The sequence below is a fragment of the Micromonospora sp. NBC_00330 genome (assembly GCF_036136635.1).
In the GTDB taxonomy this organism is placed as follows: Bacteria; Actinomycetota; Actinomycetes; order Mycobacteriales; family Micromonosporaceae; genus Micromonospora; species Micromonospora salmantinae.
Genome location: NZ_CP108012.1, coordinates 1 through 26,303, shown reverse-complemented (window position 1 = coordinate 26,303; position 26,303 = coordinate 1). Strand labels below are relative to the sequence as shown.

The following is a 26,303-nucleotide window of genomic DNA, read 5'->3' as shown; positions in this document are numbered from 1 at the left end:
TCACCGGCCGGCCACCATGAACGGACCGGTTACCGCTCCCTCGGCGGCGCGGGCGGCGACCCACCCGGCGGCGGGCCGTAGCCGGAGGGAGGGGTGTAGCCCGAGGGCGGGGCGTAGCCGGAAGGCGGGGCATACCCGGAAGGCGGCGCGTAGCCGGGCGGGGGCGGATAGCCCGGCTGTGGCGCGTAACCCGCGGCAGGCGGCGGGTACGCGCCCTGGGCCGCCCGGTCGAGCACCTCGTCCGGGATGTCGGCGGCCCGGGCCGCCTCCCGCCGGTACCGACGGCGGTTCCAGATGAGGAAGACCACCAGACCCAGCAGCAACACCAGCACCACTGCGATGCCGATGCCGATCACCATGACCTGCTGGTCGGTGGGGCCACCGCGGTCGCCGTGCTGGGTGACGTCGAACTCCTCGTCCGCGCCTCCGGCACGGGCCGGGCCCGGGTCGGTCGCCGCCGCGGCCGGGCCGAGCAGCGGGTTGGCGGTGACCGGCGGCACGTTCGCGGTCAGCGCCTTGGTCGGGTCGATCACCCCGAAGCCGTACTGCGGATCCCGCCCGGACGCACCGGCGTCCCGCGCGGTCCGGATGATCCGGTTGATCACGTTGGGAGCGCTGAGGTCCGGATGTTTCGACCGGATCAGCGCAGCGAGACCGGAGACGATCGCGCTGGAGTCGGAGGTCCCGTCGCCCCAGCCGTAGCCCCCCTCGTTGGCGACGTTGTAGATGCCGTCGCCGGGAGCGGCGACCACCGCCTCCGGCCCCTGGACCGAGCCGGACCAGAACGCACCACCCCTGGTCGTCCCGGTCACCGCGATCACGCCCGGGGCGTTGGCGGGGCTGCCCACGGCGGTGCGGCCGCTGGCGGTGTTGCCCGCGGAGGCGACCACGACGACGTCATGGTCCAGGGCGTACTTGATTGCGCTCTCTTCCACGGGGTTGGCGAGGCCCGCGCCACCGATGGAAATGTTGATCACCTTGGCGCCGCCGTCGACGGCCATCCGGATGCCCCGAGCCATCCCGGCGCTCTTGTAGACCCCATCCTCCTTGCGCAACTTGATGGGAAGGATCTTCACACCGGGGGCGATGCCAGTCACGCCGTCGCTGCTGCCCTTGGCCGCGATGATGCCGGCCATGTGTGTGCCATGCCCGTCCTCATCGGCTCGACCATCTCCGGAGGCACCGTAGCTGCGGCCACCTGCGAGCACCTGACCGCGCAGGTCCGGATGGCCGGCCTCGACACCAGTGTCGATCACGGCCACGACCACGCCTCGACCGGTCGAGATCTTGTGCGCCTGATCGATCCGGAGCTCGTCCAGATACCACTGCTCGGCCCGTCGGGGCGCGGCGGCCGCCGGCTGAGCGGCCCCCACCACCAGGAGCCCCGCCAGCAGGCAGGCGGTCACTGGCCGGAGGCTTCCGACGTTCACCCTCATCCGTCCATCCTCATCGAAGGACACCCGGGGACGCCCCGTCACCAGGGCCCCACGGATCGTCATCCTCAGTCAACCACGACGAGTGCTCGGAGCCGGTGCCGCCACCGTGCCCGGCGCCACCCGCGCCGCCCATCATGCCGCCGCCCATCATTCCGGCACCGCCGACGCCCGCACCACGCGCGCCACCCGCCATCCCGGCGCCGCCGGCGGCCTGGGCCGTGCGCAACGCGTTCGCCGCGCTCGTCATCGGCGGCAGTTTTCCGTTGCCGCCACCCACCATGCCGGGGATGCCGCCCACGCCGATCCCGGCACCGCCGCCGAGACCACCGCCGGCACCGCCGCCGATCCCGCCGGCCGAGCCGACGCCGGCACCGCCGCCGAAACCACCGCCGGCGCCACCGAGACCAGCGCTGCCGACCCCGCCGCCGCCGATGCCGCCACCCAGGCCGCCGACCCCGCCCGGGGTGGCGCCAGCCAGACCGCTGCTGTAGCCGGCGTCGCCGTCCGCGTAGCCCGGCAAGCTGGAGCCCGTCGACGGGGGCGTGAACTGACCCGTGCCGCCGGTGGGCGAGCCATCGCCGAGCCCACCGGGCTTGGTCGGGGAGAACGGGTCGACGGTGGACGTCGGACCACCCGTGTCACCGATGCCCGGCGGCCTGCTGCCGATCGTGGGGCCACCACCGATGTCGGGCTTCCCGCCGATTTCGCCACTGCCGATGTCCGGCCGCCCCGACGGCGGGACCCGGGGGTCGCGACGGAGGTCATCCTCGACGATTCCACTTTCCGGCCTGTTCACGGTGAGCTTCGGACGCTCGGTGTAGACCGCCTGGGGCAGCGGCGCCATCGCGGTGTTCGCCGCGTTCTGATTGTCCCGGTACCAGTTGTCCAGGTGGGCTCCGGTGTCCCACCAGCCGCCCCGCTTCTGGTCACCGGCCTGACCGTCGACCTTCATCGTCGCTTCGAGGTCGTCGGCCTTGTCACGGAACGCGCCGTCGGCGTACGAGCCGGGATTGCTCTGGTAGTCCTTACGCAGCGCGGCGAGGAACCCCGACGAGCTCTCGCCGTCGCGGGCATCGTCGAGCTCGGTGCCGTTGGGCAGGCTCCACTCGTTGAAACCGAAGTCGTCCATCAGCGGGATCGGGATCGTGGAGACCGACTTGCGGATGTCGCCCTCGATCCGCGTCAACGCGCCACTGACGTTCGTCGCGTCGGTGATCAGATCCTCGATCTGCTTGCCGATCTTGCCCAGGTGCTCGCGGTACGCGTCACCACCGCCGCCCTTCCAGCCGGCGAGCATGCCGGGCAGACCGCCGACGTGCGGGCGTTCCTGGCCCGTCGCGATCGGACCGACGAACGAGCGGCCGACGAGCGCGTCCCGCAGTTGTTGAAGGCCACTGGAGAGGTTGCTCCAGCCCGCTCCGACCGATCCGACCGTTTCCGGGTCCGCGGAGAGCGTCACCTCACGGACGCACCGCTCCCAGGTTCCTCCAGCCATGACGTCCCCCTCAGGCCGTGTACGGGTAGGTGGGTGCGCCGCTGGCAGTGGGCGGCGGCGCCGCCGACTCCAGCAGCCGCTCGATCTCCTTGCCGTTGGCGCCGTTGCGCGCCTCGGTGTCGCGGAACGCCTTGGCGATCTCCTCGGTGCCCTCCTTGAGCGCGGCAAGCTTCTGGGAGAGCGTGGTGAGGTGCGCTTCCATGTTCACCGTTGACGCCTCCAGTGCCCGCCACTGCATGACGGCGTCCTCGTACGCGCCGAACGGGGTCCCGTTCGGGACGGTCTGGGCGTTGTTGCTGTCGCCCTTCATCCGCGTCTTGATGCGTTCCATCTCGTACTTGATGGTGTCGTCGATGTACTGCCTGAGCCGCTCGACGTACGTGGCGGCGGCGTCCAGGTCCTCGACGCTGACGTGCAGATCGCCGATGCTCGGCGGCGGGATGCTCCCCATGCGATTCCTCCCCCGTCCCCGACCCGCCGGGTCGGTCCATGTCAGACGCAGCGTATCGAGTCTGACCTAGTCGAGGCAGCCCCAGCCACCAGCACGTGGTACAGATGGCGGCCGATATCGCGGAAAGGTCCGGTGCGGGCCACCGTGCAGGCCGAGCCCGAACAACGCCAACGGGCCCGCGAGACGCGGGCCCGTTGGGCGACATGTCGGATGTGGAGGGTGGTGGGTCACCACCAGCCGGCGTTTCCCGAAGGCAGCTCGGTCAGGGGTGCGAGTGCGAGTGGCCCGACGGGACCTTCATGCCGTTGCCACCCACCGGGGCGAGCGGCAGCAGCTTCTTGCCGGTGGGGCCGATCTGGATCTCGGTGTCCATCGATGGGCAGACGCCGCAGTCGAAGCAGGGCGTCCACCGGCAGTCGTCCTGCTCGAACTCGCTGAACGAGTCCTGCCAGTCCTGCCAGAGCCAGTCCTTGTCCAGGCCCGAGTCGAGGTGGTCCCAGGGCAGGACCTCCAGCTCGTCGCGCTGGCGGGTGGTGTACCAGTCGAGGTCCACCCCGAACGCGGGCAGCGTCTCGGCCGCCGCGTCCACCCAGCGCTGGTACGAGAAGTGTTCGCTCCAACCGTCGAACCGGCCGCCGTTCTCCCAGACCTTGCGGATGACCGAACCGACCCGGCGGTCACCCCTGGAGAGCAGCCCTTCGATGAGCGACGGCTCGCCGTCGTGGTAGCGGTAGCCGATGGCCCGGCCCAGCGAGCGGTCCGCGTTGATGGCCTGCTTGAGGATCTTGAGCCGGTGGTCGATGACCTCCGGACGGTCCATCGCGGCCCACTGGAACGGGGTGTGCGGCTTCGGCACGAACCCGCCGATGGAGACCGTGCAGCGGATGTCCTTGGAGCCGGTCGCGGCCCGGCCGGCCCTGATGACCTCGTGGGCCATCTCGGCGATCTCGAGGACGTCCTCGTCGGTCTCGGTGGGCAGGCCGCACATGAAGTAGAGCTTCACCTGCCGCCACCCGTTGGTGTACGCGGTGACGACCGTACGGATCAGGTCTTCCTTCGACACCATCTTGTTGATGACCTTGCGGATCCGCTCCGACCCGCCCTCCGGGGCGAAGGTCAGGCCGGTACGCCGCCCGTTGCGGGACAGCTCCTGCGCGAGGTCGATGTTGAAGGCGTCCACCCGGGTCGAGGGCAGCGACAGCGAGACGTTCGTGCCCTCGTACTGCTGGGCGAGGCCCGAGCACATGTCGCCGATCTCGGAGTGGTCCGCCGAGGAGAGCGACAGCAGGCCGACCTCGTTGAAGCCGGAGAACTCCAGGCCCTCGCGGACCATCTGCGCGACAGTGGTGATCGACCGTTCCCGCACCGGACGCGTGATCATCCCGGCCTGGCAGAACCGGCAACCCCGGGTGCAGCCCCGGAAGATCTCCACCGCGTACCGCTCGTGCACCGTCTCGGCCAGCGGAACGAGGGGCTTCTTCGGGTACGGCCAGGCGTCCAGGTCCATCGTCGTGCGCTTGTGCACCCGGAACGGCACGTCCGCCCGGTTCGGCACGACCCGCTGGATCCGGCCGTCCGGCAGGTAGTCGACGTCGTAGAAGCGCGGCACGTAGACGCTCTCGGTGCGGGCCAGCCGCAGCAGCAGCTCGTCGCGGCCGCCCGGGGAGCCCTCGGCCTTCCACTCCCGGACGATCGCGGTGATCTCCAGGACCGCCTCCTCGCCGTCACCGAGCACCGCGGCGTCGATGAAGTCGGCGATCGGCTCCGGGTTGAACGCGGCGTGCCCGCCGGCCACGATCACCGGGTCGGCGTCGGTGCGGTCGGCTGCCAGCATCGGGATGCCGGCCAGGTCGATCGCGGTGAGCATGTTGGTGTAACCCAGCTCGGTGGAGAAGGAGATGCCGAACACGTCGAACCCGCGCACCGCCCGGTGCGCGTCGACGGTGAACTGCGGCACGCCGTGCGTGCGCATCAGCGTCTCCAGGTCCGGCCAGACCGCGTACGTCCGCTCGGCGAGGGTGTCCGGCAGCTCGTTGAGCACCTCGTAGAGGATCTGCACGCCCTGGTTGGGCAGGCCCACCTCGTAGGCGTCGGGATACATCAGCGCCCAACGCACGGTCGCCGAGTCCCAGTCCTTCGTCACCGCACCCAACTCGCCCCCGACGTACTGGATGGGCTTGGAGATCTGGGGTAGCAGCGGCTCGAGCTGGGACCACACGGAGTTGGTCGCGGCCGCGCGCGGCGTCGTGGACGGGGCACTCATGATGCCCAAGGGTACGCGTTCCTCCGACGGCGATCGCGCGCACGCCCGATCGGCGGTGGTGGCGGCGCGGTATTAACCTCGGTTCGGCGCGAGAGGAGATTGCCGCGATGCCGGAGCCCCAGCCGGGAGCACGGCCGGCCGACGGGAGCACCCCGGGCGCGGAGCCGGAGCGGGACCGGGCGGTCGCCGACGAGCCGACCTCCCCACCCGTACCCCCGGACCAGCCGGAACCCTCGGACCAGCCGGAACCCACGGACGACCCGGACCAGCCGGAACCCTCGGGCCAACCGGACCAGCCGGAACCCACGGACCAGCCGGAACCCCCGGACCAGCCGGAGCCTGCCGCGACCGCGGAGGTCCCGGCGCCCAGGTGGAGTGGCTCGGCCCCGGTGCCGCCGCCGCTGCCCCGCCGACCCGCCTGGGGCGAGTCGGCCGAGCCGACCCCTCCCCCGCCGGTGGCCGTCGGGCCGCCGGAGCACCAGACCCCTGTCGACCCGTGGGCCGGCGTGGACACCGGTGGCTGGGACCTGCCCTCCGCCGAACTGCCCCCACTGCCGCCCACACTGTCGTATCCGAGGCCGCCGGACACCCGGCAGTGGTCCGGGCCGCCCGCTCCTGCGGCCCCGTCGCGGGACACCCGGCAGTGGTCCGGGCCGCCCGCACCCCCGGCCGGGTCGCACCAGGTGCCGCCGCCGGCCGCCCCGAGCGCACCCCGGGCCGTCGGACCCATGGTGCCGGCCCGGCCGATGTCGCCACCCGCACCACCCGCGCCGCCGAAGGTGCCGAAGCAGCGCCGGGGTCGGCGATCCACAGCGCCACCGCCATCGGCACCGCCCGGTTGGCAGGCCCCCAAGGGGTACGTGCCGGTACCGGTCCGCCGACGACGCCGCTGGCCGTGGCTGCTGCTGCTCACCCTCGCCTGCTGCTGTGGCTGCCCCGCCTACTACGGGTTCCCGATTTCGGCCCAGTACCCGGCGCGCGCAGCCCTGCCCGCCCAGGTGGAAGACCTCAGCCTGCGGCAGGACAGCCGCAGCACCGAGGCCGCCCAGAATTTGGAGAACGAGGTACGCAAGGAGCACTGGCTGGCCGAGGACACGTTCGCCGGCGTCTACGCCACGACGAGCGGCAAGCGGGTAACGGTCTTCGGCGGCACCGGCTTCCGGCTGAGCCCGGAGTCGGACGCGGAGGCCGAGATCAGCCGGCTCACCAAGCGGTACGCGTTGGATGCCCCGGAGAGCGTGGACACCGGTGTGCGGGGCAGGCACGAACGGTGCGCGGTGGGTAGCGCCGACGGCAGTGCCGTGGTGGTCTGCACGTCGGTCGACCACGGCAGCATCGCCACCGGCGTGTTCACCCGACTCTCCGTCGCCGACAGTGCCGACCTGCTGGCCACCCTGCGCGCCCAGATCGTCCAGCCCGAGCGGGGCTGAGCGGCACCCCGGGCGGCCGGGGTGCTGTGGTCCACAAGCCGGGCATTCGCCCGTGCGGCACGGCCGGGAGGCCAAGGGCCGGGCAGGGTGCGCCCGGCGGGATCAGGCGTCGCGGGTCGGGTCCGGGTGAGCGCGCGGCGGGGCGTAGCGGGGCACGTACTCCTGGCCGGTGAGCTTCTGGATCTCACTCATCAGCTCGTCGGTCATCTGCCGCAGCGAGGTGCGGTCGTCCGGTCGCCCGGTGAAGTCCAGCGGCTTGCCGAATCGAACCGTGATCTTGGCAGTGCCCGGTCGGGGCACCCGGGCACCGATCGGCTGCGCCTTGTCCGTGCCGATCATGCCGACCGGGATGATCGGCACGCCGGCCGAGATCGCCAGCCGGGCCGCGCCGGTCCGCCCCCGGTAGAGCTTGCCGTCCGGCGAGCGGGTGCCCTCCGGGTAGACCACCACCAGGTCACCGCCCTTGAGCGCCGGGATCGCCGCGTCGAACGCGGACAGCGCCGCACGGCCACCGGCCCGCTCGACCGGGATCGCACCGAGGCCGGTGAGGACGAACTTGGAGATCGCACCCTTCACGCCGGTGCCCTTGAAATATTCCGACTTGGCCCAGAACGCCAGGTGCCGGGGCACTACCGTGCCGAGGAACAACTCGTCTGCCACCGAGAGGTGGTTGCCGGCGAAGACAGCGCCACCGGTCTCCGGCAGGTGTTCCAGCCCCTCCACGGTCGGGCGGAACGCCAACCGCAGCGTGGGCGCCACGGTGAGCTTGCCGATGGTGTAGAGCAGGGGCACTGGTCCTCCGGCAGATGAGGTGCGAACAGGCGGTGTCACGGTAGCGGACGCCTCCACACCTCCCGGACGGAGGTGGTGAGGCGCCCGCACCCTGGCGATGGTCCGTTATACCCGGCGGACGACCACAGTTACCCGCTCACCATCGCCGACCTCGCCGGCGAAGCCCTCCAAGCCCTCGACAACGGCGCCGTCGGCGGAGCCGCCCGGACCCTCGGTGAAGTCCACCGAGTCGGCCAACACCTCCGCGGAGACGAAGTCGACGTACGCGGACACCGCCGCGCGTACCTCCTCGGACGCCGACACCGACACCACGATCCGGTCCGAGACGTCCAGGTCGGCGTCCCGCCGGGCCTGCTGGACCACCCGCACCACGTCGCGGGCCAGCCCTTCGGCGGCCAACTCGGGGGTGACGTCGGTGTCCAGCACCACCACGCCCTCGCCGCCGGGCAGCGGCGCGGAGTGCTCGGCGTCGGCGGCGACCAGGCGCAACTCGTACTCACCCTCGGCGAGGGTGACGCCGGCGGCCACCGGGGCGCCGTCGACCAGCTCCCACTCGCCCGCCTTGACCGCCTTGATCACCTGCTGCACCTGCTTGCCGACCCGTGGGCCGAGCGCCCGGGGCACCACAGTCAACACCTGCTCGCAGTACGCGGACAGCTCCGCGCTGAACTCCACTGTCTTGACGTTGACCTCGTCGGCGACCAGGTCGGCGAACGGCCGCAGCTGCTCCGCGGCCGGTGAGGCCACTGTCAGCTTCGACAGCGGCAGTCGCACCCGCAGCCCCTTGGCCTTGCGCAGCGACAGAGCCGCCGAGGCGACCGCCCGCACGTTGTCCATCGCGGCCACCAGGTCGTGGTCGGCCGGGAACTCGCTCGCCTCCGGCCAGTCGGTCAGGTGCACCGAACGCTCACCGGTCAGGCCACGCCAGATCTCCTCCGCCGTCAGCGGCGCGAGCGGCGCCACCACCCGGCAGAGGGTCTCCAGCACCGTCGACAGGGTGTCGAAGGCGTTGGCGTCACCGGACCAGAACCGGTCCCGGGACCGGCGCACGTACCAGTTGGTCAGCGCGTCCAGGTAGGACCGGACGGTGGCGCAGGCACCGGAGATGTCGTACGCGTCCATCTGCGCGCCGACAGTCGACACCAGCTCGTTCGTCTTCGCCAGCACGTACCGGTCGAGCAGGTGGGTGGAGTCGGTGCGCCGCCGCGCCTGATACCCGTCGGCGTTGGCGTAGAGCGTGAAGAAGTACCACACGTTCCACAGCGGCAGCAGCACCTGCCGGACGGCGTCGCGGATGCCCGCCTCGGTGACCGCCATGTCCCCACCGCGCAGCACCGGCGAGGACATCAGCATCCAGCGCATCGCGTCCGAGCCGTACGCGTCGAAGACGTGGTAGACGTCCGGGTAGTTGCGCAGGCTCTTGGACATCTTGCGCCCGTCCGAGCCGAGCAGGATGCCGTGGCTCAGGCAGTTGCGGAACGCCGGCCGGTCGAACAGCGCGGTGGCCAGCACGTGCATCGTGTAGAACCAGCCACGGGTCTGCCCGATGTACTCGACGATGAAGTCACCCGGGTAGTGGTGCTCGAACCAGTCGGCGTTCTCGAACGGGTAGTGCACCTGGGCGAACGGCATCGACCCGGACTCGAACCAGCAGTCCAGCACCTCCGGCACCCGGCGCATCATCGACTGACCGGTCGGGTCGTCCGGGTTGGGGCGGACCAGGTCGTCCACCGCCGGCCGGTGCAGGTCGGTCAGGCGTACACCGAAGTCCCGCTCGATGTCGGCCAGCGAACCGTAGACGTCCAGACGCGGGTAGTTCGGGTCGTCGGACTTCCACGCCGGGATCGGCGAGCCCCAGAACCGGTTCCGGCTGATCGACCAGTCCCGGGCGTTGGCCAGCCACTTGCCGAACGAGCCGTCCTTGATGTGGCCGGGCGTCCAGTTGATCTCCTGGTTCAGCTCGACCATCCGGTCCCGGAACTGCGTCACGGCGACGAACCACGACGACACCGCCTTGTAGACCAGCGGGGTGTCGCAACGCCAGCAGTGCGGGTACGAGTGGGTGTAGGTGTCCTGCTTGAGCACCACCCCCCGGTCCTTCAGTTCCCGGATCACCGGCTTGTTGACGTCGAAGACCTGCTCACCCTGGTACGGCGGGACCAGCGCGGTGAACCGGGTGTGGTCGTCCACTGTGACGATGGTGGGGATGCCGGCGGCGTTGCAGACGTTCTGGTCGTCCTCACCGAAGGCCGGGGCCAGGTGGACGATCCCGGTGCCGTCCTCGGTGGTGACGAACTCCGCGCCGAGCACCTGGTAGGCGTTCTCCCCGGCCTGCTCGACGAGGAAGTCGAACAGCGGCGTGTAGCGGCGCCCGGCCAGGTCCCGGCCGTACACCGTGCCGACCTGCTCGTAGCCCTCCAGCTCCTTGGCGTACGCGGCCAGCCGCGCCGCCCCCACCAGGTAGCGGTCGCCACTGCGCTCGCTGTCGGGGGAACCCCGGTGTTCGAGCACCGCGTACTCGATGTCGGGTCCGACGGCGAGCGCCAAATTCGACGGCAGGGTCCACGGCGTGGTGGTCCAGACGCCCAGCTTGACCGGCCCGCGCACCAGCTCCGGCGCGGACTCGTCGGCGGTCAGCTCGAACCACACCGACAGGGTGGGGTCGTGCCGGTCCCGGTAGACGTCGTCCATCCGGGTCTCGGTGTTCGACAGCGGCGTCTCACAGCGCCAGCAGTACGCCAACACCCGGAAGCCCTCGTAGATCAGACCCTTGTCGTGCAGGGTCTTGAAGGCCCACATGACGCTTTCCATGTAGTCCAGGTCGAGGGTCTTGTAGTCGTTTGTGAAGTCGACCCAGCGGGCCTGCCGGTTGATGTACCGCTCCCAGTCCTGGGTGAACTCCAGCACCGAGGTACGGCAGGCCTCGTTGAACCGGTCCACGCCCAGGTCGATGATCTCCGCCTTGCTGGTGATGCCGAGCTGCTTCTCGGCCACCACCTCGGCGGGCAGTCCGTGGCAGTCCCAGCCGAAGCGCCGCTCGACGTGCCGGCCGCGCATGGTCTGGTAGCGCGGCACCACGTCCTTGACGTAGCCGGTGAAGAGGTGACCGTAGTGCGGCAGGCCGTTGGCGAACGGCGGGCCGTCGTAGAAGACGTACTCGTTCTTGCCGTCCGTGCCGGCGGGGCGGGCCTCGATGCTGGCCTCGAAGGTCTTGTCGGCCGTCCAGTGCTCCAGCACCCGGCGCTCGACCGTGGGCAGGTCCGGGCTCGCCGGCACACCGGCGGCGGTCGGGTCGTGCAACGGATAGGCCATCGGGGGTCGCTCTCCTCATGCAGCTCACTCAACGTGGGACTGCGAGGACGAACCTTCCGGGGTACGCCTCGAACGGCGCTCCCGGGTGGCCCGCGGTACCACCCCGCTTGGCGGTCAGGATCGACCGCCCGCTCATTGTCGGCTGTGACGGGCCGCACCCGTCCGGTTCTACTGGGCCGGTTGCCCGGCTGTTCTTCCGGAGGCTCACCGGTGATGGCCGGGTCGTCGCCTTACGGGGTCCAACGATACTCGACGCGCCCGCCACCACGCCTTCGAGCCGCCCACCCCGCCCACCTCGGCGGCATGAGCGGGATCACATCCCCGGTTGTCACGACCCGACCCGGCCCACTCGTCGTACCGGCGTCGGACCGATCAGGAGGTAGTCGTGCAACGGATGAACCCGGCCGAGGTCGCGCCGCAGGCGTACAAGGCCGTCTTGGGGTTGGAGAAGTACGTCCAGACGAACGTCGACCGCACAGTGCTGGAGCTGGTGAAGCTGCGGGCGTCGATGATCAACGGGTGCGCGTACTGCGTGGACATGCACAGCCGGGACGCGCTCGCCGACGGCGAGTCGAGCCGGCGGCTGTTCGCTGTCGCCACCTGGCGGGAGGCGCCCTTCTTCGACGAGCGGGAGCGGGCCGCGCTGGCACTCACCGACGCGGTGACCCGGCTCGGCGAGCACGGGGTGCCGGACGAGGTGTGGGATGACGCCGCGAAGGTCTGGTCGGAGAAGGAACTGGCCGACCTCGTCATCGCGATTGCCACAATCAACGTGTGGAATCGGATCGGGGTGACGATGCGGCTGGAGCCTCCGGCCGAGGCGTGACCACCGGGGCGGCAGCGGAGGCGGCCGGTGCGCTCGAGGCGCACCGGCCGATGCTGCTTGGGCTCGCGTACCGCCTGCTCGGCAGCCGGCACGACGCGGAGGACGTGCTCCAGGAGGCGTACCTGCGCTGGCTGGGTGTGGACCGGGCCCGCGTCGAGGAGCCGCGCCGGTACCTGTCCCGGGTGGTCACCCGGTTGGCAGTGGACCGGCTGCGCGCCCGGCAGGCGGCCCGGGAGACGTACGTCGGGACGTGGCTGCCCGAGCCGGTGCCGACCGCGCCCTCGCCGTTCGGACCGTTGGACCGGGTGGAGCTGCGCGACTCGCTCTCCACCGCGTTGCTGCACGTCCTGGAGCGGCTCACCCCGCCGGAGCGGGCGGTGTACGTCCTGCACACCGCCTTCGACCTGCCGTACGCGGAGATCGCCGAGATCCTGGACCGGTCCGTCGCCGACTGCCGGCAGCTGCACCACCGGGCGACCGCGCGGGTACGCCACGAGCAGCGTCGGTTCACCGCCAGCCGCCCGGAGCGGGAGCGGCTGCTGGACGCGTTCCTCGCCGCCGCCCGCGACGGTGACCTGGCGAGGCTCACCGGCCTGGTGGCCGCCGACGCCACCGCGTGGAACGACGGCGGCGGTCGGGTGCGGGCCGCCCTCAACCCGGTCACCGGCGCGGACCGGATCGCCCGGTTCTACGCCGGGGTCTACGGCCCGCGTCACCGGGTGGCGATGGATCCGGTCGAGCTCAACGGCGAACCGGCGATGCTGATCACCCGCGCGGACGGCAGTCGGTACACGCTGACCATCGCCGCTGCCGACGGACGGATCACCGGGATCTACGTGGTCGGCAACCCGGCGAAGGTGCCGGCGGTCGACTGAATCCGGGCGTCGTCGGTCGGCCCCGGGCCGGTGGGCGTCAGCCCAGCTCGGGGAACCAGAGCGCGATCTCGCGCTTGGCACTGTCCGTCGAGTCGGAGGCGTGCACCAGGTTCTCCCGGTTGGACAGCGACAGGTCACCCCGGATGGTGCCGGCGGCGGCCTTGCGTCCGTCGGTGGCGCCGACCAGCCCGCGGACCACGTCGATGACCTGGTCGCCGGAGAGCACCAGGGCGACCAGCGGGCCGCCGGTCATGAAGTCCTTCAGCGGCGGGTAGAACGCCTTGTCGACGTGCTCGGCGTAGTGCTCGTCGGCGAGCGCGGCATCCATCGTCCGGTGCGCCATCGCGTCGATCCGCAGCCCCTTGCGCTCGAAGCGGGAGAGGACCTCGCCGACCAGGCCGCGGCGGACCGCGTCGGGCTTGATCAGAACGAGGCTGCGCTCATCCGGGCTGTTGCTGGACACGCTGGGTTCCTCCTGTACGCGCTGAACGCTTGGGATCGGTACGGTCAGCCTAGCGACCCGGTCCCGGCGCCGGCGCGGCGGCCGGTCTTTCCCCCGGTGGCCGATCCGGCCTAGCCTGGTCCTGACCCTGGGAGGTCCACTGTGGCGAATGGCGGGAACCGACCCATCGCGCCGGTACGCAAGCTGATCGGCGCGGTGCTGGGCACCGTGGCCACGTTCGTCGTCCTGTTCGGGCTCGGCATGACGAGTTGGGCCATCGTGGCCCTCGGGGTCGCCCTGCTGGTGCTGGCGATCGCGCTGGCGACCGTACGCGGCGGCGGTCGCACGTGGGTCGTCGGCGTCGGGCACGTGCACAGCGCCTCCGAACCACCCACCCAGTACGCGTTCGGCCGCTGCGAACTGCAACTGGTGATTGACGCCCCTGGGCTACCGCCCCGTTCGAAGAAGATCATTGAGCCGAGGGTGCCGGTCTCCAAGTGGCCGTCGCTGGGCCAGACCCTGCCGATCCGGGTCGCATTGGACGACCAGCGGCACGTCAAGGTCCTCTGGGACGAGGTGCCGACCCATGCCGAGACCGCCGCTGCCGTCGCCGACCTTCCGCCCGAGTTCGCCGACGCGGAGGCGATGGACGAGTTGTTGATCCAGCAGGACGCGCCGCCGTGGGCCGACCGCGCACCCGACGACGACTTCCGCGACCCGGTCGGTGACCCGTTCCGGGATCCGGTCGGTGACCCGTTCCGCGACCCGCTGGGTGACCCGCTGCGCACCGACGCTTCGCGCGACGACCTCCGGCGCGACGACCTCCGGCGCGACGACCTCCGGCGCGACGATCCGGGCGTCGTGCCCGAGGAGCGCGAGCCCGTGGTGATGCACCAGAGCCCGGGTGGCCCGGTGGTGTTGGAGGGCGTCGTCGTCGAGCCGCAGGCCGGCGGGCTGCCCCGACGGGCAACCACTCCGGCGCCGCGCCCGCCCGCCGAGGAGCGCTTCGACGAGCCCGCCGCCGACCGGTTCGACACTTCCGACGAGGGCGGCAGTACCGCCCCACCCGCCGAGGACCCCGCCGACCAGCCCGGCGCGCAGCGCTTCGAGCAGCCCGGCGCGCAGCGCTTCGACCCGCCGCCCGTGCAGCGGTCCGGCCCGGGAGCGGCCGACCCGCTGGACCCACTCGATCTTCCGCTGGACGATCCCTCCCCGGCCGGGGCCGCACGCGCGACGGTGATCGACGAGGAACTGGACCAGGCGATCTTCGGGTTCGACGCCGGCTCGGCCGCGGACCCGGCCGCGCCGATCAGCGGGGTGGGCCTCACCCTGCTGGTCACCGACCTGCCCCGGTCGCTCAACTTCTACCGCGACGTGCTCGGCTTCAGCGAGGTCGACCAGGGTGCCCACAACGCCGTCCTGGCCTCCGGGTCGACCCGGATCGTCCTGCGCGAGGTGACCGGGGCGGCGCCCATCAGCCGCCGACTCGTGCACGTCAACCTTGAGGTGAGCGACATCGAGGCGGCGTACGAGCGGTTGCGCGGGTCGGGCGTCCGCTTCACGTACGCGCCGCGGGTGGTCAACCGGGGCACCAAGCTGGAGGGGTGGGCGGCTGCCTTCCGCGACCCGGACGGCCACGGTGTCGCCCTCACCCAGTGGCGCGAACGCGCCGACGCCTGACCCGGCCCGCCGTCGGACGGCGCCGGCCGGGCCCGGCGTCAGCCGAGAATGACGCGGCGAACGTGCAACGCGTACGCCCAGACCAGGGCGAAGATGATGCCCAGCCCGAGCAGCGACCAGTGCAGCAGGCCGCCCAGCAACAGCAGGCCCTGGAGCACGGTGCCGGCGTTCCAGGCCCACTGGCGACGCATCATGCCGGCGAGCACCACTGCGGCCACCGCCAGTGCCACCACCGCCCCGATCGCGGCGCCGCCGAGGTCACCGCCGACCACCCGGATCGGCTGGATCGCCAGCAACAGCACCAGCGCCTCCAAGCTGAGCGTGCCGGCACCGAGACCGCGTACCGCCCGCTCCGGGTTGCGCAACCCGGAGCGTCGCGGCTCCCCAGCAGTGGGCTCCTCCCCCACCGGCTGCTCGACCGGCGGGCCGGCCGGGTCCTCGGTGGGGTGCGGGTCCCGCTCCGGGCTGGTCATCGCTTCAGCAGCCGGCGCGCGTCGGCGACAGTCACCACGGACCCCGTGACCAGCACCCCGACCCCGCTCAGCTCACCGGGGACGTCCTCCTCGGCCATCGCCACCGCCAGCTCGATCGCATCCGGCATCTCCTCGGCCGAAGCCACCCGCTCCTCGCCGAAGATCTCGGCGGCCAGCGCGGTGAGTTCCTCCGTCGGCATCGCCCGCGGCGAGCTGTTGCGGGTGACCACCACCTGGTCGACCACCGGCTCCAGCAGCTCCAGCAGCGCTTCGGCGTCCTTGTCGGCCAGTACGCCGATCACGGCCACCAGCTTGCTGAACGCGAACTCCTCCTGGAGCGCGGTGACTGTGGCCTTCATGCCGTGCGGGTTGTGCGCACCGTCCAGCAGGATGGTCGGGGCGTTACGGACCCGCTCCAGCCGGCCCGGGGAACTGGTCGAGGCGAAGCCCTCCCGGACCGCCTCGATGTCCAGCTGACGCCGAGCCCCCGCTCCCAGGAACGCCTCCACGGCGGCGAGCGCCATTGCCGCGTTCTGCGCCTGGTGGGCACCGTGCAGCGGAATGAACACGTCGTCGTACACGCCACCCAGCCCCTGGAGGGTGAGCACCTGACCGCCGACCGCGACCGCCCGACCCAGCACGCCGAACTCGCCGCCCTCCCGGGCGATGGTGGCCCCGACCTCGGCGCAGCGTTCGAGGAGGGGACCAGCGGCCTCCTCCTCCTGGGCCGCCGAGATCACTGTGGCCCCCGGGTGGATGATGCCGGCCTTGGCCAGCGCGATGTCCTGGAGCGTGTCACCGAGCCACTCGGTGTGGTCCAGCCCGATCGGGGTGATCACACAGACCCCGGCCTGGAGGACGTTCGTGGCGTCCTCGGCCCCGCCGAGGCCCACCTCGACCACCGCGATGTCGACCGGCGCGTCGGCGAAGGTGGCGAACGCCAGCGCGGTGGTCATGTCGAAGTACGTCAGCGGCTCGTCCGACCGTGCGTCGACCAGCTCGGCCAGCGGTTTGATCTCCCGGTACACCGACGTGAACCGTTCCTCGCTGACCGGCTCCCCGTCCAGGCTGATCCGCTCCCGGACGGTCTCCAGGTGCGGGCTCGTGTACCGCCCGGTGTGCAGCCCGTGCGCCCGCAACAGCGAGTCGATCATCCGCGCGGTGGAGGTCTTGCCGTTGGTCCCGGTCAGGTGGATCGCCGGGTACGCCCGCTGCGGGCTGCCGAGCAGGTCGAGTAGCGACTCGATCCGGTCCAGCTCGAAGACCATGCGGGTGAAGCCACGGGCGTTCAGCTCGGCCTCGACGGCGGCGAATTCGGTACGGTCGGTCACGAGGGCAGTGTCTCCAGAGCAGCGTTGATCCGGACCAGGTCGGCCTCGGCGGTGGCGAGCCGGTCGCGGATCTTCGCGACCACCGGCTCGGGGGCCTTGCCGATGAAGGCAGGGTTGTCGAGCTTCGCCCGGGCCTGCGCGACCTCCTTCTCGGCTGCCGCGCGGTCCTTCGTCAGCCGGGCCCGCTCGGCGCCCACGTCGATCGACCCCCGGGTGTCCAACGCGACACCGACGGCGCCGGGCATGGCCAACGTGGCGCTGGCCTGGAAGTCGTCACCGGCCGGATCCAACCGGACCAGCGAACGGATCAGCGGCTCGTGGGCAGCGATACCCGCGCCGGACAGCCCGTCCAGGCGGGCAGCCACCCGCTGCGTGGGGCGCAGCCCCTGGTCGGAACGGAACCGGCGAATCTCGGTGACCACCCGCTGCACACCGACCAACTCGGCCTCGGCGGCGTCGTCGACCAGCGACCGGTCGGCCACCGGCCAGGCGGCGGCCTGCACCGTCTCGCCGCCGGTCAACGCGAGCCACAGCTCCTCGGTGACGAACGGGATGACCGGGTGCAGCAGCCGCAGCAGTTGGTCGAGCACGTGCCCGAGCACCCGGCGGCTGGCCTCCGCGCGCTCACCGCCCTCGGCGAGCACCGGCTTGCTCAGCTCGACGTACCAGTCACAGACGTCGTCCCAGGCGAAGTGGTACAGCAGGTCGCACACCTTGGCGAACTCGTACGCCTCGAACTGCTCGTCGACCTCGGCGGTGACGTGCGCCAACCGGGACAGGATCCACCGGTCGACGGTGGAGAGCTGCTCGGTGGGGGGCAGGTCGCCGGTGGTGTGCGCGCCGTTCATCAGGGCGAACCGGGTGGCGTTCCAGAGCTTGTTGCAGAAGTTGCGGGAGCCCTGGCACCACTCCTCGCTGACCGGGACGTCCTGGCCGGGGTTCGCGCCCCGCGCCAGGGTGAACCGGGTGGCGTCGGCGCCGTACCGGTCGATCCAGTCCAGCGGGTCGACCACGTTGCCGAACGACTTCGACATCTTCTTGCCGAACTGGTCACGGACCATGCCGTGCAGCGCGACCACGTCGAAGGGCGGCCGGCCGTCCATCGCGTAGAGGCCGAACATCATCATCCGGGCGACCCAGAAGAACAGGATGTCGTACCCGGTGACCAGCACGCTGGTCGGGTAGAACTTCGCCAGGTCCGGGGTCTGCTCGGGCCAGCCCAGTGTGGAGAACGGCCACAGGCCGCTGGAGAACCAGGTGTCCAGGACGTCCTCGTCCTGGTGCCAGCCCTCGCCGCTCGGCGGCGCCTCGTCGGGGCCGACGCAGACGATCTCACCCGCCGGGCCGTACCAGACCGGGATGCGGTGCCCCCACCACAGCTGGCGGGAGATGCACCAGTCGTGCATGTTGTCGACCCAGGCGAAGTAGCGCTTGGACAGCTCGGCCGGCTCGATGCGCACCCGGCCGTCGCGCACCGCGTCACCCGCGGCCTGGGCCAGCGGGGCGGTGTTGACGAACCACTGCAGCGACAGCCGCGGCTCGACTGTGGTCTTGCACCGCGAGCAGTGCCCGACCGCGTGCACGTACGGGCGCTTCTCGGCGACGATCCGGCCCTGCTCCCGCAGCGCCGCCACGATCGCCGGTCGCGCCTCGAACCGGTCCAACCCCTCGAACGGGCCGGGAACGGTGATCACACCGCGCTCGTCCATCACGGTCAGCGCGGGCAGGTCGTGCCGCTGGCCGATCTCGAAGTCGTTCGGGTCGTGGGCCGGCGTCACCTTGACCATGCCGGTGCCGAAGGACGGGTCGACGTGCGCGTCGGCGACGATCGGGATCCGGCGGCCGGTCAACGGCAGCTCGACCTCGGTGCCGATCAGGTGCTGGTAGCGCTCGTCGTCGGGGTGCACCGCCACGGCGGTGTCGCCGAGCATCGTCTCGGCCCGCGTGGTGGCCACCACGACCTCGTCGCTGTAGCGGATCGAGATCAGCTCGCCGTCGTCGTCGGTGTGCTCGACCTCGATGTCGGAGAGCGCCGTGAGGCAGCGCGGACACCAGTTGATGATCCGGTTGGCCCGGTAGATCAGGCCGTCGTCGAAGAGCTTCTTGAAGATCGTCTGGACGGCGCGGGTCAACCCCTCGTCCATGGTGAAGCGCTCGCGGTCCCAGTCGACTGAGTCGCCGAGGCGGCGCATCTGGCCGAGGATGGCGCCACCGGACTCGGCCTTCCACTGCCAGACCCGCTCGACGAACTTCTCCCGGCCGAGATCGTGCCGGGACAGCCCTTCGGCGGCGAGCTGACGCTCGACCAGGTTCTGGGTAGCGATGCCGGCGTGGTCCATCCCCGGCAGCCACAGCGCCTCGAAGCCCTGCATCCGCTTACGCCGGGTCAACGCGTCCATCAGCGTGTGCTCGAACGCGTGGCCCATGTGCAGCGAGCCGGTGACGTTCGGCGGCGGGATGACGATGGTGAAGGGGGGCTTGTCGCTGTCGGCGGAGGCCCGGAAGTGCCCGCCGGCTACCCACTGCTCGTACCGTCGCTGCTCTACCTCACCGGGCTGGTACTGGCCGGCAAGGGTCGGGGCGTCGGGGCGTCGGGCATCCAGTCTCTCGGTCACCGGACAAGTCTACGGAGGGCTTCCGCAGACCTGACGTGCGCCACCTGCCGTTCGCGTACGGTGTCGGCTATGTCCGACGCACATCTCACCGAGCGGTCGCGCGACGGCGGCCGCGAGCCGGTCGAGCTGACCGAAGAGCCGATCCAGCTGAGCACCCGGGACTCCGGAGGCGACCCCGACGAGGGGTCCAGCGGCTGGTCACGCCGGCGCAAGATCGGTTGGACGGTCGCATTGGTGGTCGGTCTCGCGGGTGCCGGCGTGCTTGGTGTCGGTGGGTGGCGGGTGGCGCAGCAGAAGGACACCCAACTGGCCTCACCCGATCGGGTGGCGGGTCTGACCCGCGACGACAGTGAGCGGGCGAAGAGCACTGCCGACTATCTGCGCAGCGGCTTGGCGGCGAACATCGAACTGGACCGCAGTTTCGGCACCGTCTACCGCGACCCGGCCGACGACAAGCGCTCCGTGCTCATCTTCGGAGGCACCACCCTGCTCTGGCAGCCGGAACGCGACCTGGACAGCCTCTTCCGCCTGATGTCGGACGAGACCGGTGCGGTGAACGGTCTGCGGGAGCTGCCCGCGGGTGATCTCGGCGGGTTGCTGAAGTGTGGCAGCACCAGCGGCGAGGGCGGAGACTTCGCGGTGTGCGGCTGGGCCGATCACGGCAGCGTGGTCATGGCGATGTTCCCCGGCCGGTCGGTCAGCGACGCCGGCGGGCTGCTGCGCAACCTCCGCGACGGCATGCAGACCCGAGACTGACCGAACACGCAGGTCGCCCAAGTGGACGCCGACCGATCGGCAACGCGAAACCCGCGGCCATCCCCGCCCATCCCCCATCCCGCCCGACCCTCCGGCACCAAGATCGCGCAACATCCTGGATGTAGTGGCCTCACGACGTGCGAACACCACTACAACCAGGATCGAGCATGACCTTGCCGGCCTCGGCCAGCTCGGACCCCTGACCCGGCCTAACCGGCCGTCCGGGTAACCCCGGTGTCAGGAAACCCGGGCCGATCAACCAGGCAGGTAAACGCAGGAAAGGGCGAACGCAGAAAAGGCCATCCCCGTTGGGGGATGGCCTTTTCTGAAAGATTGTCCGGCGGCGTCCTACTCTCCCACACCCTCACGAGTGCAGTACCATCGGCGCTGGAGGGCTTAGCTTCCGGGTTCGGAATGTAACCGGGCGTTTCCCCTCCGCCATGACCGCCGTAACTCTATGAACATATCAAACAACCCCGGCACAATTTCACGGGTGTTCGCTTGTTCAGAGTTGCACAGTGGACGCGTAGCAGCTTAGTAGTCAAGTCCTCGGCCTATTAGTACCGGTCAACTGAACCCGTTACCGGGCTTACATTTCCGGCCTATCAACCCAGTCGTCTAGCTGGGGGCCTTACCCCACAAAGTGGGTGGGATACCTCATCTTGAAGCAGGCTTCCCGCTTAGATGCTTTCAGCGGTTATCCCTTCCGAACGTAGCTAACCAGCCGTGCCCTTGGCAGGACAACTGGCACACCAGAGGTTCGTCCGTCCCGGTCCTCTCGTACTAGGGACAGCCCTTCTCAAGTATCCTACGCGCACGGCGGATAGGGACCGAACTGTCTCACGACGTTCTAAACCCAGCTCGCGTACCGCTTTAATGGGCGAACAGCCCAACCCTTGGGACCTGCTACAGCCCCAGGATGCGACGAGCCGACATCGAGGTGCCAAACCATCCCGTCGATATGGACTCTTGGGGAAGATCAGCCTGTTATCCCCGGGGTACCTTTTATCCGTTGAGCGACACCGCTTCCACTCGCAAGTGCCGGATCACTAGTCCCGACTTTCGTCCCTGCTCGACCTGTCAGTCTCACAGTCAAGCTCCCTTGTGTACTTGCACTCAACACCTGATTGCCAACCAGGCTGAGGGAACCTTTGGGCGCCTCCGTTACCTTTTAGGAGGCAACCGCCCCAGTTAAACTACCCACCAGACACTGTCCCTGAACCGGATAACGGTCCGAAGTTAGATACCCAAATCAACCAGAGTGGTATTTCAAGATTGCCTCCACCCATACTGGCGTATGGACTTCACCGGCTCCCACCTATCCTACACAAGCTAATTCGAGTACCAATGTCAAGCTATAGTAAAGGTCCCGGGGTCTTTCCGTCCTGCCGCGCGTAACGAGCATCTTTACTCGTACTGCAATTTCGCCGGGCCTGTGGTTGAGACAGTGGGGAAGTCGTTACGCCATTCGTGCAGGTCGGAACTTACCCGACAAGGAATTTCGCTACCTTAGGATGGTTATAGTTACCACCGCCGTTTACTGGCGCTTAAGTTCTCCGCTTCGCCCCGAAGAGCTAACAGGTCCCCTTAACGTTCCAGCACCGGGCAGGCGTCAGTCCATATACATCGAATTACTTCTTCGCATGGACCTGTGTTTTTAGTAAACAGTCGCTTCCCCCTGCTCTCTGCGGCCATACAACGCTCCACCCGCGCGGGGCTTCACGTCTCCGGCCCCCCTTCTCCCTAAGTTACGGGGGCAATTTGCCGAGTTCCTTAACCACAGTTCGCCCGATCGCCTCGGTATTCTCTACCTGACCACCTGTGTCGGTTTGGGGTACGGGCCGCTAAGAACTCGCTAGAGGCTTTTCTCGGCAGCATAGGATCACTGACTTCACCTGAATCGGCTCGGCATCACGTCTCAGCCTTCATGTGTTGCGGATTTGCCTACAACACGGCCTACACGCTTACCCCGGCACAACCACCGGCCGGGCTCAGCTACCTTCCTGCGTCACCCCATCGCTTGACTACTACCCATCAGGTTCCCACGCTCCCTCAGCTCAGTCCGAAGACCTCACCAAGTTCGGGTGGTTAGCACAACGAGGTTCATCAGGGACGCTCTTTCGCGGGTACGGGAATATCAACCCGTTGTCCATCGACTACGCCTCTCGGCCTCGCCTTAGGTCCCGACTCACCCAGGGCGGATTAGCCTGGCCCTGGAACCCTTGGTCATCCGGCGGAAGGGTTTCTCACCCTTCTTTCGCTACTCATGCCTGCATTCTCACTCGTGCCGCGTCCACAACTGGGTCACCCCGCTGCTTCACTCGCGGCACGACGCTCCCCTACCCATCCACACACCTGCACAAGGAATCAAGTCCAAGCGAGGATAAAATGTGAATGCCACAGCTTCGGCGGTGTGCTTGAGCCCCGCTACATTGTCGGCGCGGAACCACTTGACCAGTGAGCTATTACGCACTCTTTAAAGGGTGGCTGCTTCTAAGCCAACCTCCTGGTTGTCTATGCGACCCCACATCCTTTTCCACTTAGCACACGCTTAGGGGCCTTAGCTGGTGATCTGGGCTGTTTCCCTCTCGACTACGAAGCTTATCCCCCGCAGTCTCACTGCCGCGCTCTCACTTACCGGCATTCGGAGTTTGGCTGATTTCGGTAAGCTTGTGGGCCCCCTAGACCATCCAGTGCTCTACCTCCGGCAAGAAACACGCGACGCTGCACCTAAATGCATTTCGGGGAGAACCAGCTATCACGGAGTTTGATTGGCCTTTCACCCCTAACCACAGGTCATCCCCCAATTTTTCAACATTGGTGGGTTCGGCCCTCCACGCGGTCTTACCCGCGCTTCAGCCTGCCCATGGCTAGATCACTCCGCTTCGGGTCTAGGACACGCGACTGAATCGCCCTATTCAGACTCGCTTTCGCTACGGCTCCCCCACACGGGTTAACCTCGCCACATGCCACTAACTCGCAGGCTCATTCTTCAAAAGGCACGCCGTCACCCCGCAAGGCTCCGACGGATTGTAGGCGAACGGTTTCAGGTACTATTTCACTCCCCTCCCGGGGTACTTTTCACCATTCCCTCACGGTACTTGTCCGCTATCGGTCACCAGGAAGTATTTAGGCTTACCAGGTGGTCCTGGCAGATTCACGGCAGATTTCAGGGGTCCGCCGCTACTCGGGAACACCCACAGAAGGTCAGCAACTTTCACCTACCGGACTCTCACCGTCTACGGTCAGCCATTCCAGACTGTTCGACTAGCCACTGACTTTGTAACTTCTCGAACAAGTGTCAGCTTGTTCAGCAGGGTCCCACAACCCCGACCACGCAACCCCTGACAGGTATCACACGCAGCCGGTTTAGCCTCGATCCGCTTTCGCTCGCCACTACTCACGGAATCACTAAATTGTTTTCTCTTCCTACGGGTACTGAGATGTTTCACTTCCCCGCGTTCCCTCCACACACCCTATGTGTTCAGGTGTGGGTGACACCACATGACTGGTGCCAGGTTTCCCCATTCGGACACCCTGGGATCACAGCTTGGTTGACAGCTCCCCCAGGCCTATCGCGGCCTCCCACGTCCTTCATCGGCTCCTGGTGCCAAGGCATTCACCGTTCGCCCTTGACAACTTGACCACAAAGATGCTCGCGTCCACTGTGCAATTCTCAACAAACGACCAACCCACAACCCGATCCGCCCCACACCAAACCCAACAACAGTTGGCGGTATGTGGGGCCAGGCCATGCCTGGCAGACTGCCAGCCCCCACACAGGAGGCCAGCCACGTCTCTGAAACAACAACACAACGGTTGTTCCTTCAGGACCCAACAGGGTGCTTACATTCCTTCTCAGCCGCACCGAGACCAACCGTTCCCACCACCCCGAAGAGCAGCTGTACTAGGTGAACCCGACCGTTGCCGAGGAAAAACTTGCCAGTGTCTCCGCCATCTGAGCACCCCGACCCAACATTCGTGGGCCGCGGGCTCCTTGCACCCTTTCAGGTGAAGGTGCTCCTTAGAAAGGAGGTGATCCAGCCGCACCTTCCGGTACGGCTACCTTGTTACGACTTCGTCCCAATCGCCAGCCCCACCTTCGACGGCTCCCTCCACAAGGGTTGGGCCACCGGCTTCGGGTGTTGCCGACTTTCGTGACGTGACGGGCGGTGTGTACAAGGCCCGGGAACGTATTCACCGCAGCGTTGCTGATCTGCGATTACTAGCGACTCCGACTTCACGGGGTCGAGTTGCAGACCCCGATCCGAACTGAGACCGGCTTTTTGGGATTCGCTCCACCTCACGGTATCGCAGCCCATTGTACCGGCCATTGTAGCATGCGTGAAGCCCTGGACATAAGGGGCATGATGACTTGACGTCATCCCCACCTTCCTCCGAGTTGACCCCGGCAGTCTTCGATGAGTCCCCGCCATAACGCGCTGGCAACATCGAACGAGGGTTGCGCTCGTTGCGGGACTTAACCCAACATCTCACGACACGAGCTGACGACAGCCATGCACCACCTGTGACCGCCCCCGAAGGACCTCACATCTCTGTGAGTTTTGCGGCCATGTCAAACCCAGGTAAGGTTCTTCGCGTTGCATCGAATTAATCCGCATGCTCCGCCGCTTGTGCGGGCCCCCGTCAATTCCTTTGAGTTTTAGCCTTGCGGCCGTACTCCCCAGGCGGGGCGCTTAATGCGTTAGCTGCGGCACAGGGAACCGGAGAGGCCCCCCACACCTAGCGCCCAACGTTTACAGCGTGGACTACCAGGGTATCTAATCCTGTTCGCTCCCCACGCTTTCGCTCCTCAGCGTCAGTATCGGCCCAGAGACCCGCCTTCGCCACCGGTGTTCCTCCTGATATCTGCGCATTTCACCGCTACACCAGGAATTCCAGTCTCCCCTACCGAACTCTAGCCTGCCCGTATCGACCGCAGGCTTGGGGTTGAGCCCCAAGTTTTCACGGTCGACGCGACAAGCCGCCTACGAGCTCTTTACGCCCAATAAATCCGGACAACGCTCGCACCCTACGTCTTACCGCGGCTGCTGGCACGTAGTTGGCCGGTGCTTCTTCTGCAGGTACCGTCACTCTCGCTTCGTCCCTGCTGAAAGAGGTTTACAACCCGAAGGCCGTCATCCCTCACGCGGCGTCGCTGCATCAGGCTTCCGCCCATTGTGCAATATTCCCCACTGCTGCCTCCCGTAGGAGTCTGGGCCGTGTCTCAGTCCCAGTGTGGCCGGTCGCCCTCTCAGGCCGGCTACCCGTCGTCGCCTTGGTAGGCCATCACCCCACCAACAAGCTGATAGGCCGCGAGCCCATCCCAAGCCGAAAAACTTTCCACCACCAGCCATGCGGCCAGCAGTCCTATTCGGTATTAGCCCCCGTTTCCGAGGGTTATCCCAAAGCTTGGGGCAGGTTGCTCACGTGTTACTCACCCGTTCGCCGCTCGAGTACCCCGAAGGGCCTTTCCGCTCGACTTGCATGTGTTAAGCACGCCGCCAGCGTTCGTCCTGAGCCAGGATCAAACTCTCCAACAAAAAATTAGTTGAACAGCATCCTGACAACAAACAAATGTTGCCAAAGGAATCCCAACCAGCCAGCAAAAACTGACCAGTCCGGGGTATAAATCATAATTGGCACTGGCTTTACAAGCACCCTGTTGAGTTCTCAAAGAACAACCACACACCGACCAGAAGCCCCACCACGTGGAACCCCAACCGGGGTATTCCGTACCGCGCCCTTAGCGCTTTCCAGCGCCAGGCACTTTTACTACGTTACCCGCTCGTTTCCGCCGTGTCAAACCGATATTTCGCGGTTCGTCGTGCTTCACCCGACAATGCGGATAGTGTTGCTTGCTCGAGTCCACGATGACGCACGTCGTTGCCGACGTTCGTTTCTGTCGTGGGAAGCCGCAGACCGGCCGATCACCGCTTCGCGGCTCTCCGCCCGGCTCCTGCCGGCTTCAGAACTCTACCCGGTCGGCTCCGCGTTCGCAACCCCGTTTCCGGAGTGTTCCGCACCGCCCGATCCTCAGTCTCGCTCGGCGTTCCCGCCACGAGCCTGGCGCCCGTTCTCGGCCCGTTTGTCCGGCCTCCCCCGTGCAGAGAGAAAGTTACGCGG

15 protein-coding genes and 3 rRNA genes are annotated in these 26,303 nt (G+C 68.2%); 5 read left to right on the top strand and 13 right to left on the bottom strand.

Translation table 11 applies throughout. From position 1 onward, the window contains the following. Positions 1–29 precede the first annotated feature (29 nt). The 4 genes from mycP to OG598_RS00075 all read right to left on the bottom strand — a co-directional run bounded on the left by mycP (position 30) and on the right by OG598_RS00075 (position 5,645). Positions 30–1,436, bottom strand: a complete 1,407-nt coding sequence (gene mycP / locus OG598_RS00090) for a type VII secretion-associated serine protease mycosin (protein WP_328652508.1) — start codon at positions 1,434–1,436, stop codon at positions 30–32. A 10-nt stretch (positions 1,437–1,446) separates the two neighbouring features. Next, a complete protein-coding gene (locus OG598_RS00085) occupies positions 1,447–2,931 on the bottom strand; it encodes a hypothetical protein (protein ID WP_328652507.1) in 1,485 nt (494 codons plus the stop codon). A 10-nt stretch (positions 2,932–2,941) separates the two neighbouring features. Beyond that, on the bottom strand, positions 2,942–3,382 hold the full coding sequence (locus OG598_RS00080) for a hypothetical protein (RefSeq protein WP_328652506.1): 441 nt from the start codon (positions 3,380–3,382) through the stop codon (positions 2,942–2,944). A 262-nt stretch (positions 3,383–3,644) separates the two neighbouring features. Then, the gene (locus OG598_RS00075) at positions 3,645–5,645 is read right to left on the bottom strand and encodes a TIGR03960 family B12-binding radical SAM protein (protein WP_328652505.1); all 2,001 of its coding nucleotides are present in this window, start codon (positions 5,643–5,645) and stop codon (positions 3,645–3,647) included. Between the two features lie 107 nt (positions 5,646–5,752). Between OG598_RS00075 and OG598_RS00070 the strand changes: the two genes are divergently transcribed. Beyond that, a complete protein-coding gene (locus OG598_RS00070) occupies positions 5,753–7,075 on the top strand; it encodes a hypothetical protein (protein ID WP_328652504.1) in 1,323 nt (440 codons plus the stop codon). 102 nt (positions 7,076–7,177) lie between these two features. Here OG598_RS00070 and OG598_RS00065 read toward each other — a convergent pair whose 3' ends face one another. Both OG598_RS00065 and ileS read right to left on the bottom strand, forming a co-directional pair. Continuing rightward, positions 7,178–7,867: a lysophospholipid acyltransferase family protein gene (locus OG598_RS00065; protein WP_328652503.1), complete on the bottom strand. Its 690-nt coding sequence runs from the start codon at positions 7,865–7,867 to the stop codon at positions 7,178–7,180. A 105-nt stretch (positions 7,868–7,972) separates the two neighbouring features. Next, entirely contained in the window at positions 7,973–11,179 is a 3,207-nt protein-coding gene (gene ileS, locus OG598_RS00060) for an isoleucine--tRNA ligase (RefSeq protein ID WP_328652502.1), read from the bottom strand. Positions 11,180–11,573: 394 nt separating this feature from the next. On the opposite strand from ileS, the gene OG598_RS00055 reads away from it, so the two are divergent. Beyond that, on the top strand, positions 11,574–12,005 hold the full coding sequence (locus OG598_RS00055) for a carboxymuconolactone decarboxylase family protein (protein ID WP_442931480.1): 432 nt from the start codon (positions 11,574–11,576) through the stop codon (positions 12,003–12,005). Beyond that, complete coding sequence (sigJ, locus tag OG598_RS00050; protein ID WP_328652500.1) at positions 12,002–12,880, top strand: RNA polymerase sigma factor SigJ; 879 nt, start codon at positions 12,002–12,004, stop codon at positions 12,878–12,880. The genes OG598_RS00055 and sigJ overlap by 4 nt, the downstream gene beginning before the upstream one ends. A 37-nt stretch (positions 12,881–12,917) precedes the next feature. Here sigJ and ndk read toward each other — a convergent pair whose 3' ends face one another. Further along, positions 12,918–13,343, bottom strand: coding sequence for a nucleoside-diphosphate kinase (gene ndk / locus OG598_RS00045; RefSeq protein WP_088949743.1), 426 nt, complete (start codon positions 13,341–13,343; stop codon positions 12,918–12,920). 141 nt (positions 13,344–13,484) lie between these two features. Here ndk and OG598_RS00040 point away from each other — a divergent pair, with 141 nt between their 5' ends. After that, a complete protein-coding gene (locus OG598_RS00040) occupies positions 13,485–15,002 on the top strand; it encodes a VOC family protein (RefSeq protein ID WP_328652499.1) in 1,518 nt (505 codons plus the stop codon). Positions 15,003–15,040: 38 nt separating this feature from the next. On the opposite strand, the gene OG598_RS00035 is transcribed toward OG598_RS00040, so the two are convergent. The 3 genes from OG598_RS00035 to OG598_RS00025 are packed head-to-tail and all read right to left on the bottom strand — an operon-like array spanning position 15,041 to position 19,421. Further along, complete coding sequence (locus OG598_RS00035; protein WP_328652498.1) at positions 15,041–15,475, bottom strand: DUF4233 domain-containing protein; 435 nt, start codon at positions 15,473–15,475, stop codon at positions 15,041–15,043. Further along, complete coding sequence (locus tag OG598_RS00030; RefSeq protein ID WP_328652497.1) at positions 15,472–16,806, bottom strand: bifunctional folylpolyglutamate synthase/dihydrofolate synthase; 1,335 nt, start codon at positions 16,804–16,806, stop codon at positions 15,472–15,474. The genes OG598_RS00035 and OG598_RS00030 overlap by 4 nt, the downstream gene beginning before the upstream one ends. Next, a complete protein-coding gene (locus OG598_RS00025; RefSeq protein WP_328652496.1) occupies positions 16,803–19,421 on the bottom strand; it encodes a valine--tRNA ligase in 2,619 nt (872 codons plus the stop codon). The genes OG598_RS00030 and OG598_RS00025 overlap by 4 nt, the downstream gene beginning before the upstream one ends. A gap of 69 nt (positions 19,422–19,490) precedes the next feature. Between OG598_RS00025 and OG598_RS00020 the strand changes: the two genes are divergently transcribed. Beyond that, positions 19,491–20,177, top strand: coding sequence for a hypothetical protein (locus tag OG598_RS00020; RefSeq protein ID WP_328652495.1), 687 nt, complete (start codon positions 19,491–19,493; stop codon positions 20,175–20,177). Positions 20,178–20,512: 335 nt separating this feature from the next. On the opposite strand, the gene rrf is transcribed toward OG598_RS00020, so the two are convergent. The 3 genes from rrf to OG598_RS00005 all read right to left on the bottom strand — a co-directional run bounded on the left by rrf (position 20,513) and on the right by OG598_RS00005 (position 25,720). Further along, positions 20,513–20,629 (bottom strand): 5S ribosomal RNA (gene rrf / locus OG598_RS00015). Between the two features lie 85 nt (positions 20,630–20,714). Then, positions 20,715–23,823 (bottom strand): 23S ribosomal RNA (locus OG598_RS00010). 382 nt (positions 23,824–24,205) lie between these two features. Further along, positions 24,206–25,720 (bottom strand): 16S ribosomal RNA (locus OG598_RS00005). The 16S, 23S and 5S rRNA genes sit together here, the layout of an rRNA operon. Positions 25,721–26,303 lie beyond the last annotated feature (583 nt).

Coding starts and splice junctions, on each gene's coding strand:
- mycP (WP_328652508.1), bottom strand. CDS start 1,436: ATGAGGGTGAACGTCGGAAGCCTCCGGCCAGTGACCGCCTGCCTGCTG.
- OG598_RS00085 (WP_328652507.1), bottom strand. CDS start 2,931: ATGGCTGGAGGAACCTGGGAGCGGTGCGTCCGTGAGGTGACGCTCTCC.
- OG598_RS00080 (WP_328652506.1), bottom strand. CDS start 3,382: ATGGGGAGCATCCCGCCGCCGAGCATCGGCGATCTGCACGTCAGCGTC.
- OG598_RS00075 (WP_328652505.1), bottom strand. CDS start 5,645: ATGAGTGCCCCGTCCACGACGCCGCGCGCGGCCGCGACCAACTCCGTG.
- OG598_RS00070 (WP_328652504.1), top strand. CDS start 5,753: ATGCCGGAGCCCCAGCCGGGAGCACGGCCGGCCGACGGGAGCACCCCG.
- ileS (WP_328652502.1), bottom strand. CDS start 11,179: ATGGCCTATCCGTTGCACGACCCGACCGCCGCCGGTGTGCCGGCGAGC.
- OG598_RS00055 (WP_442931480.1), top strand. CDS start 11,574: ATGAACCCGGCCGAGGTCGCGCCGCAGGCGTACAAGGCCGTCTTGGGG.
- OG598_RS00035 (WP_328652498.1), bottom strand. CDS start 15,475: ATGACCAGCCCGGAGCGGGACCCGCACCCCACCGAGGACCCGGCCGGC.
- OG598_RS00020 (WP_328652495.1), top strand. CDS start 19,491: ATGTCCGACGCACATCTCACCGAGCGGTCGCGCGACGGCGGCCGCGAG.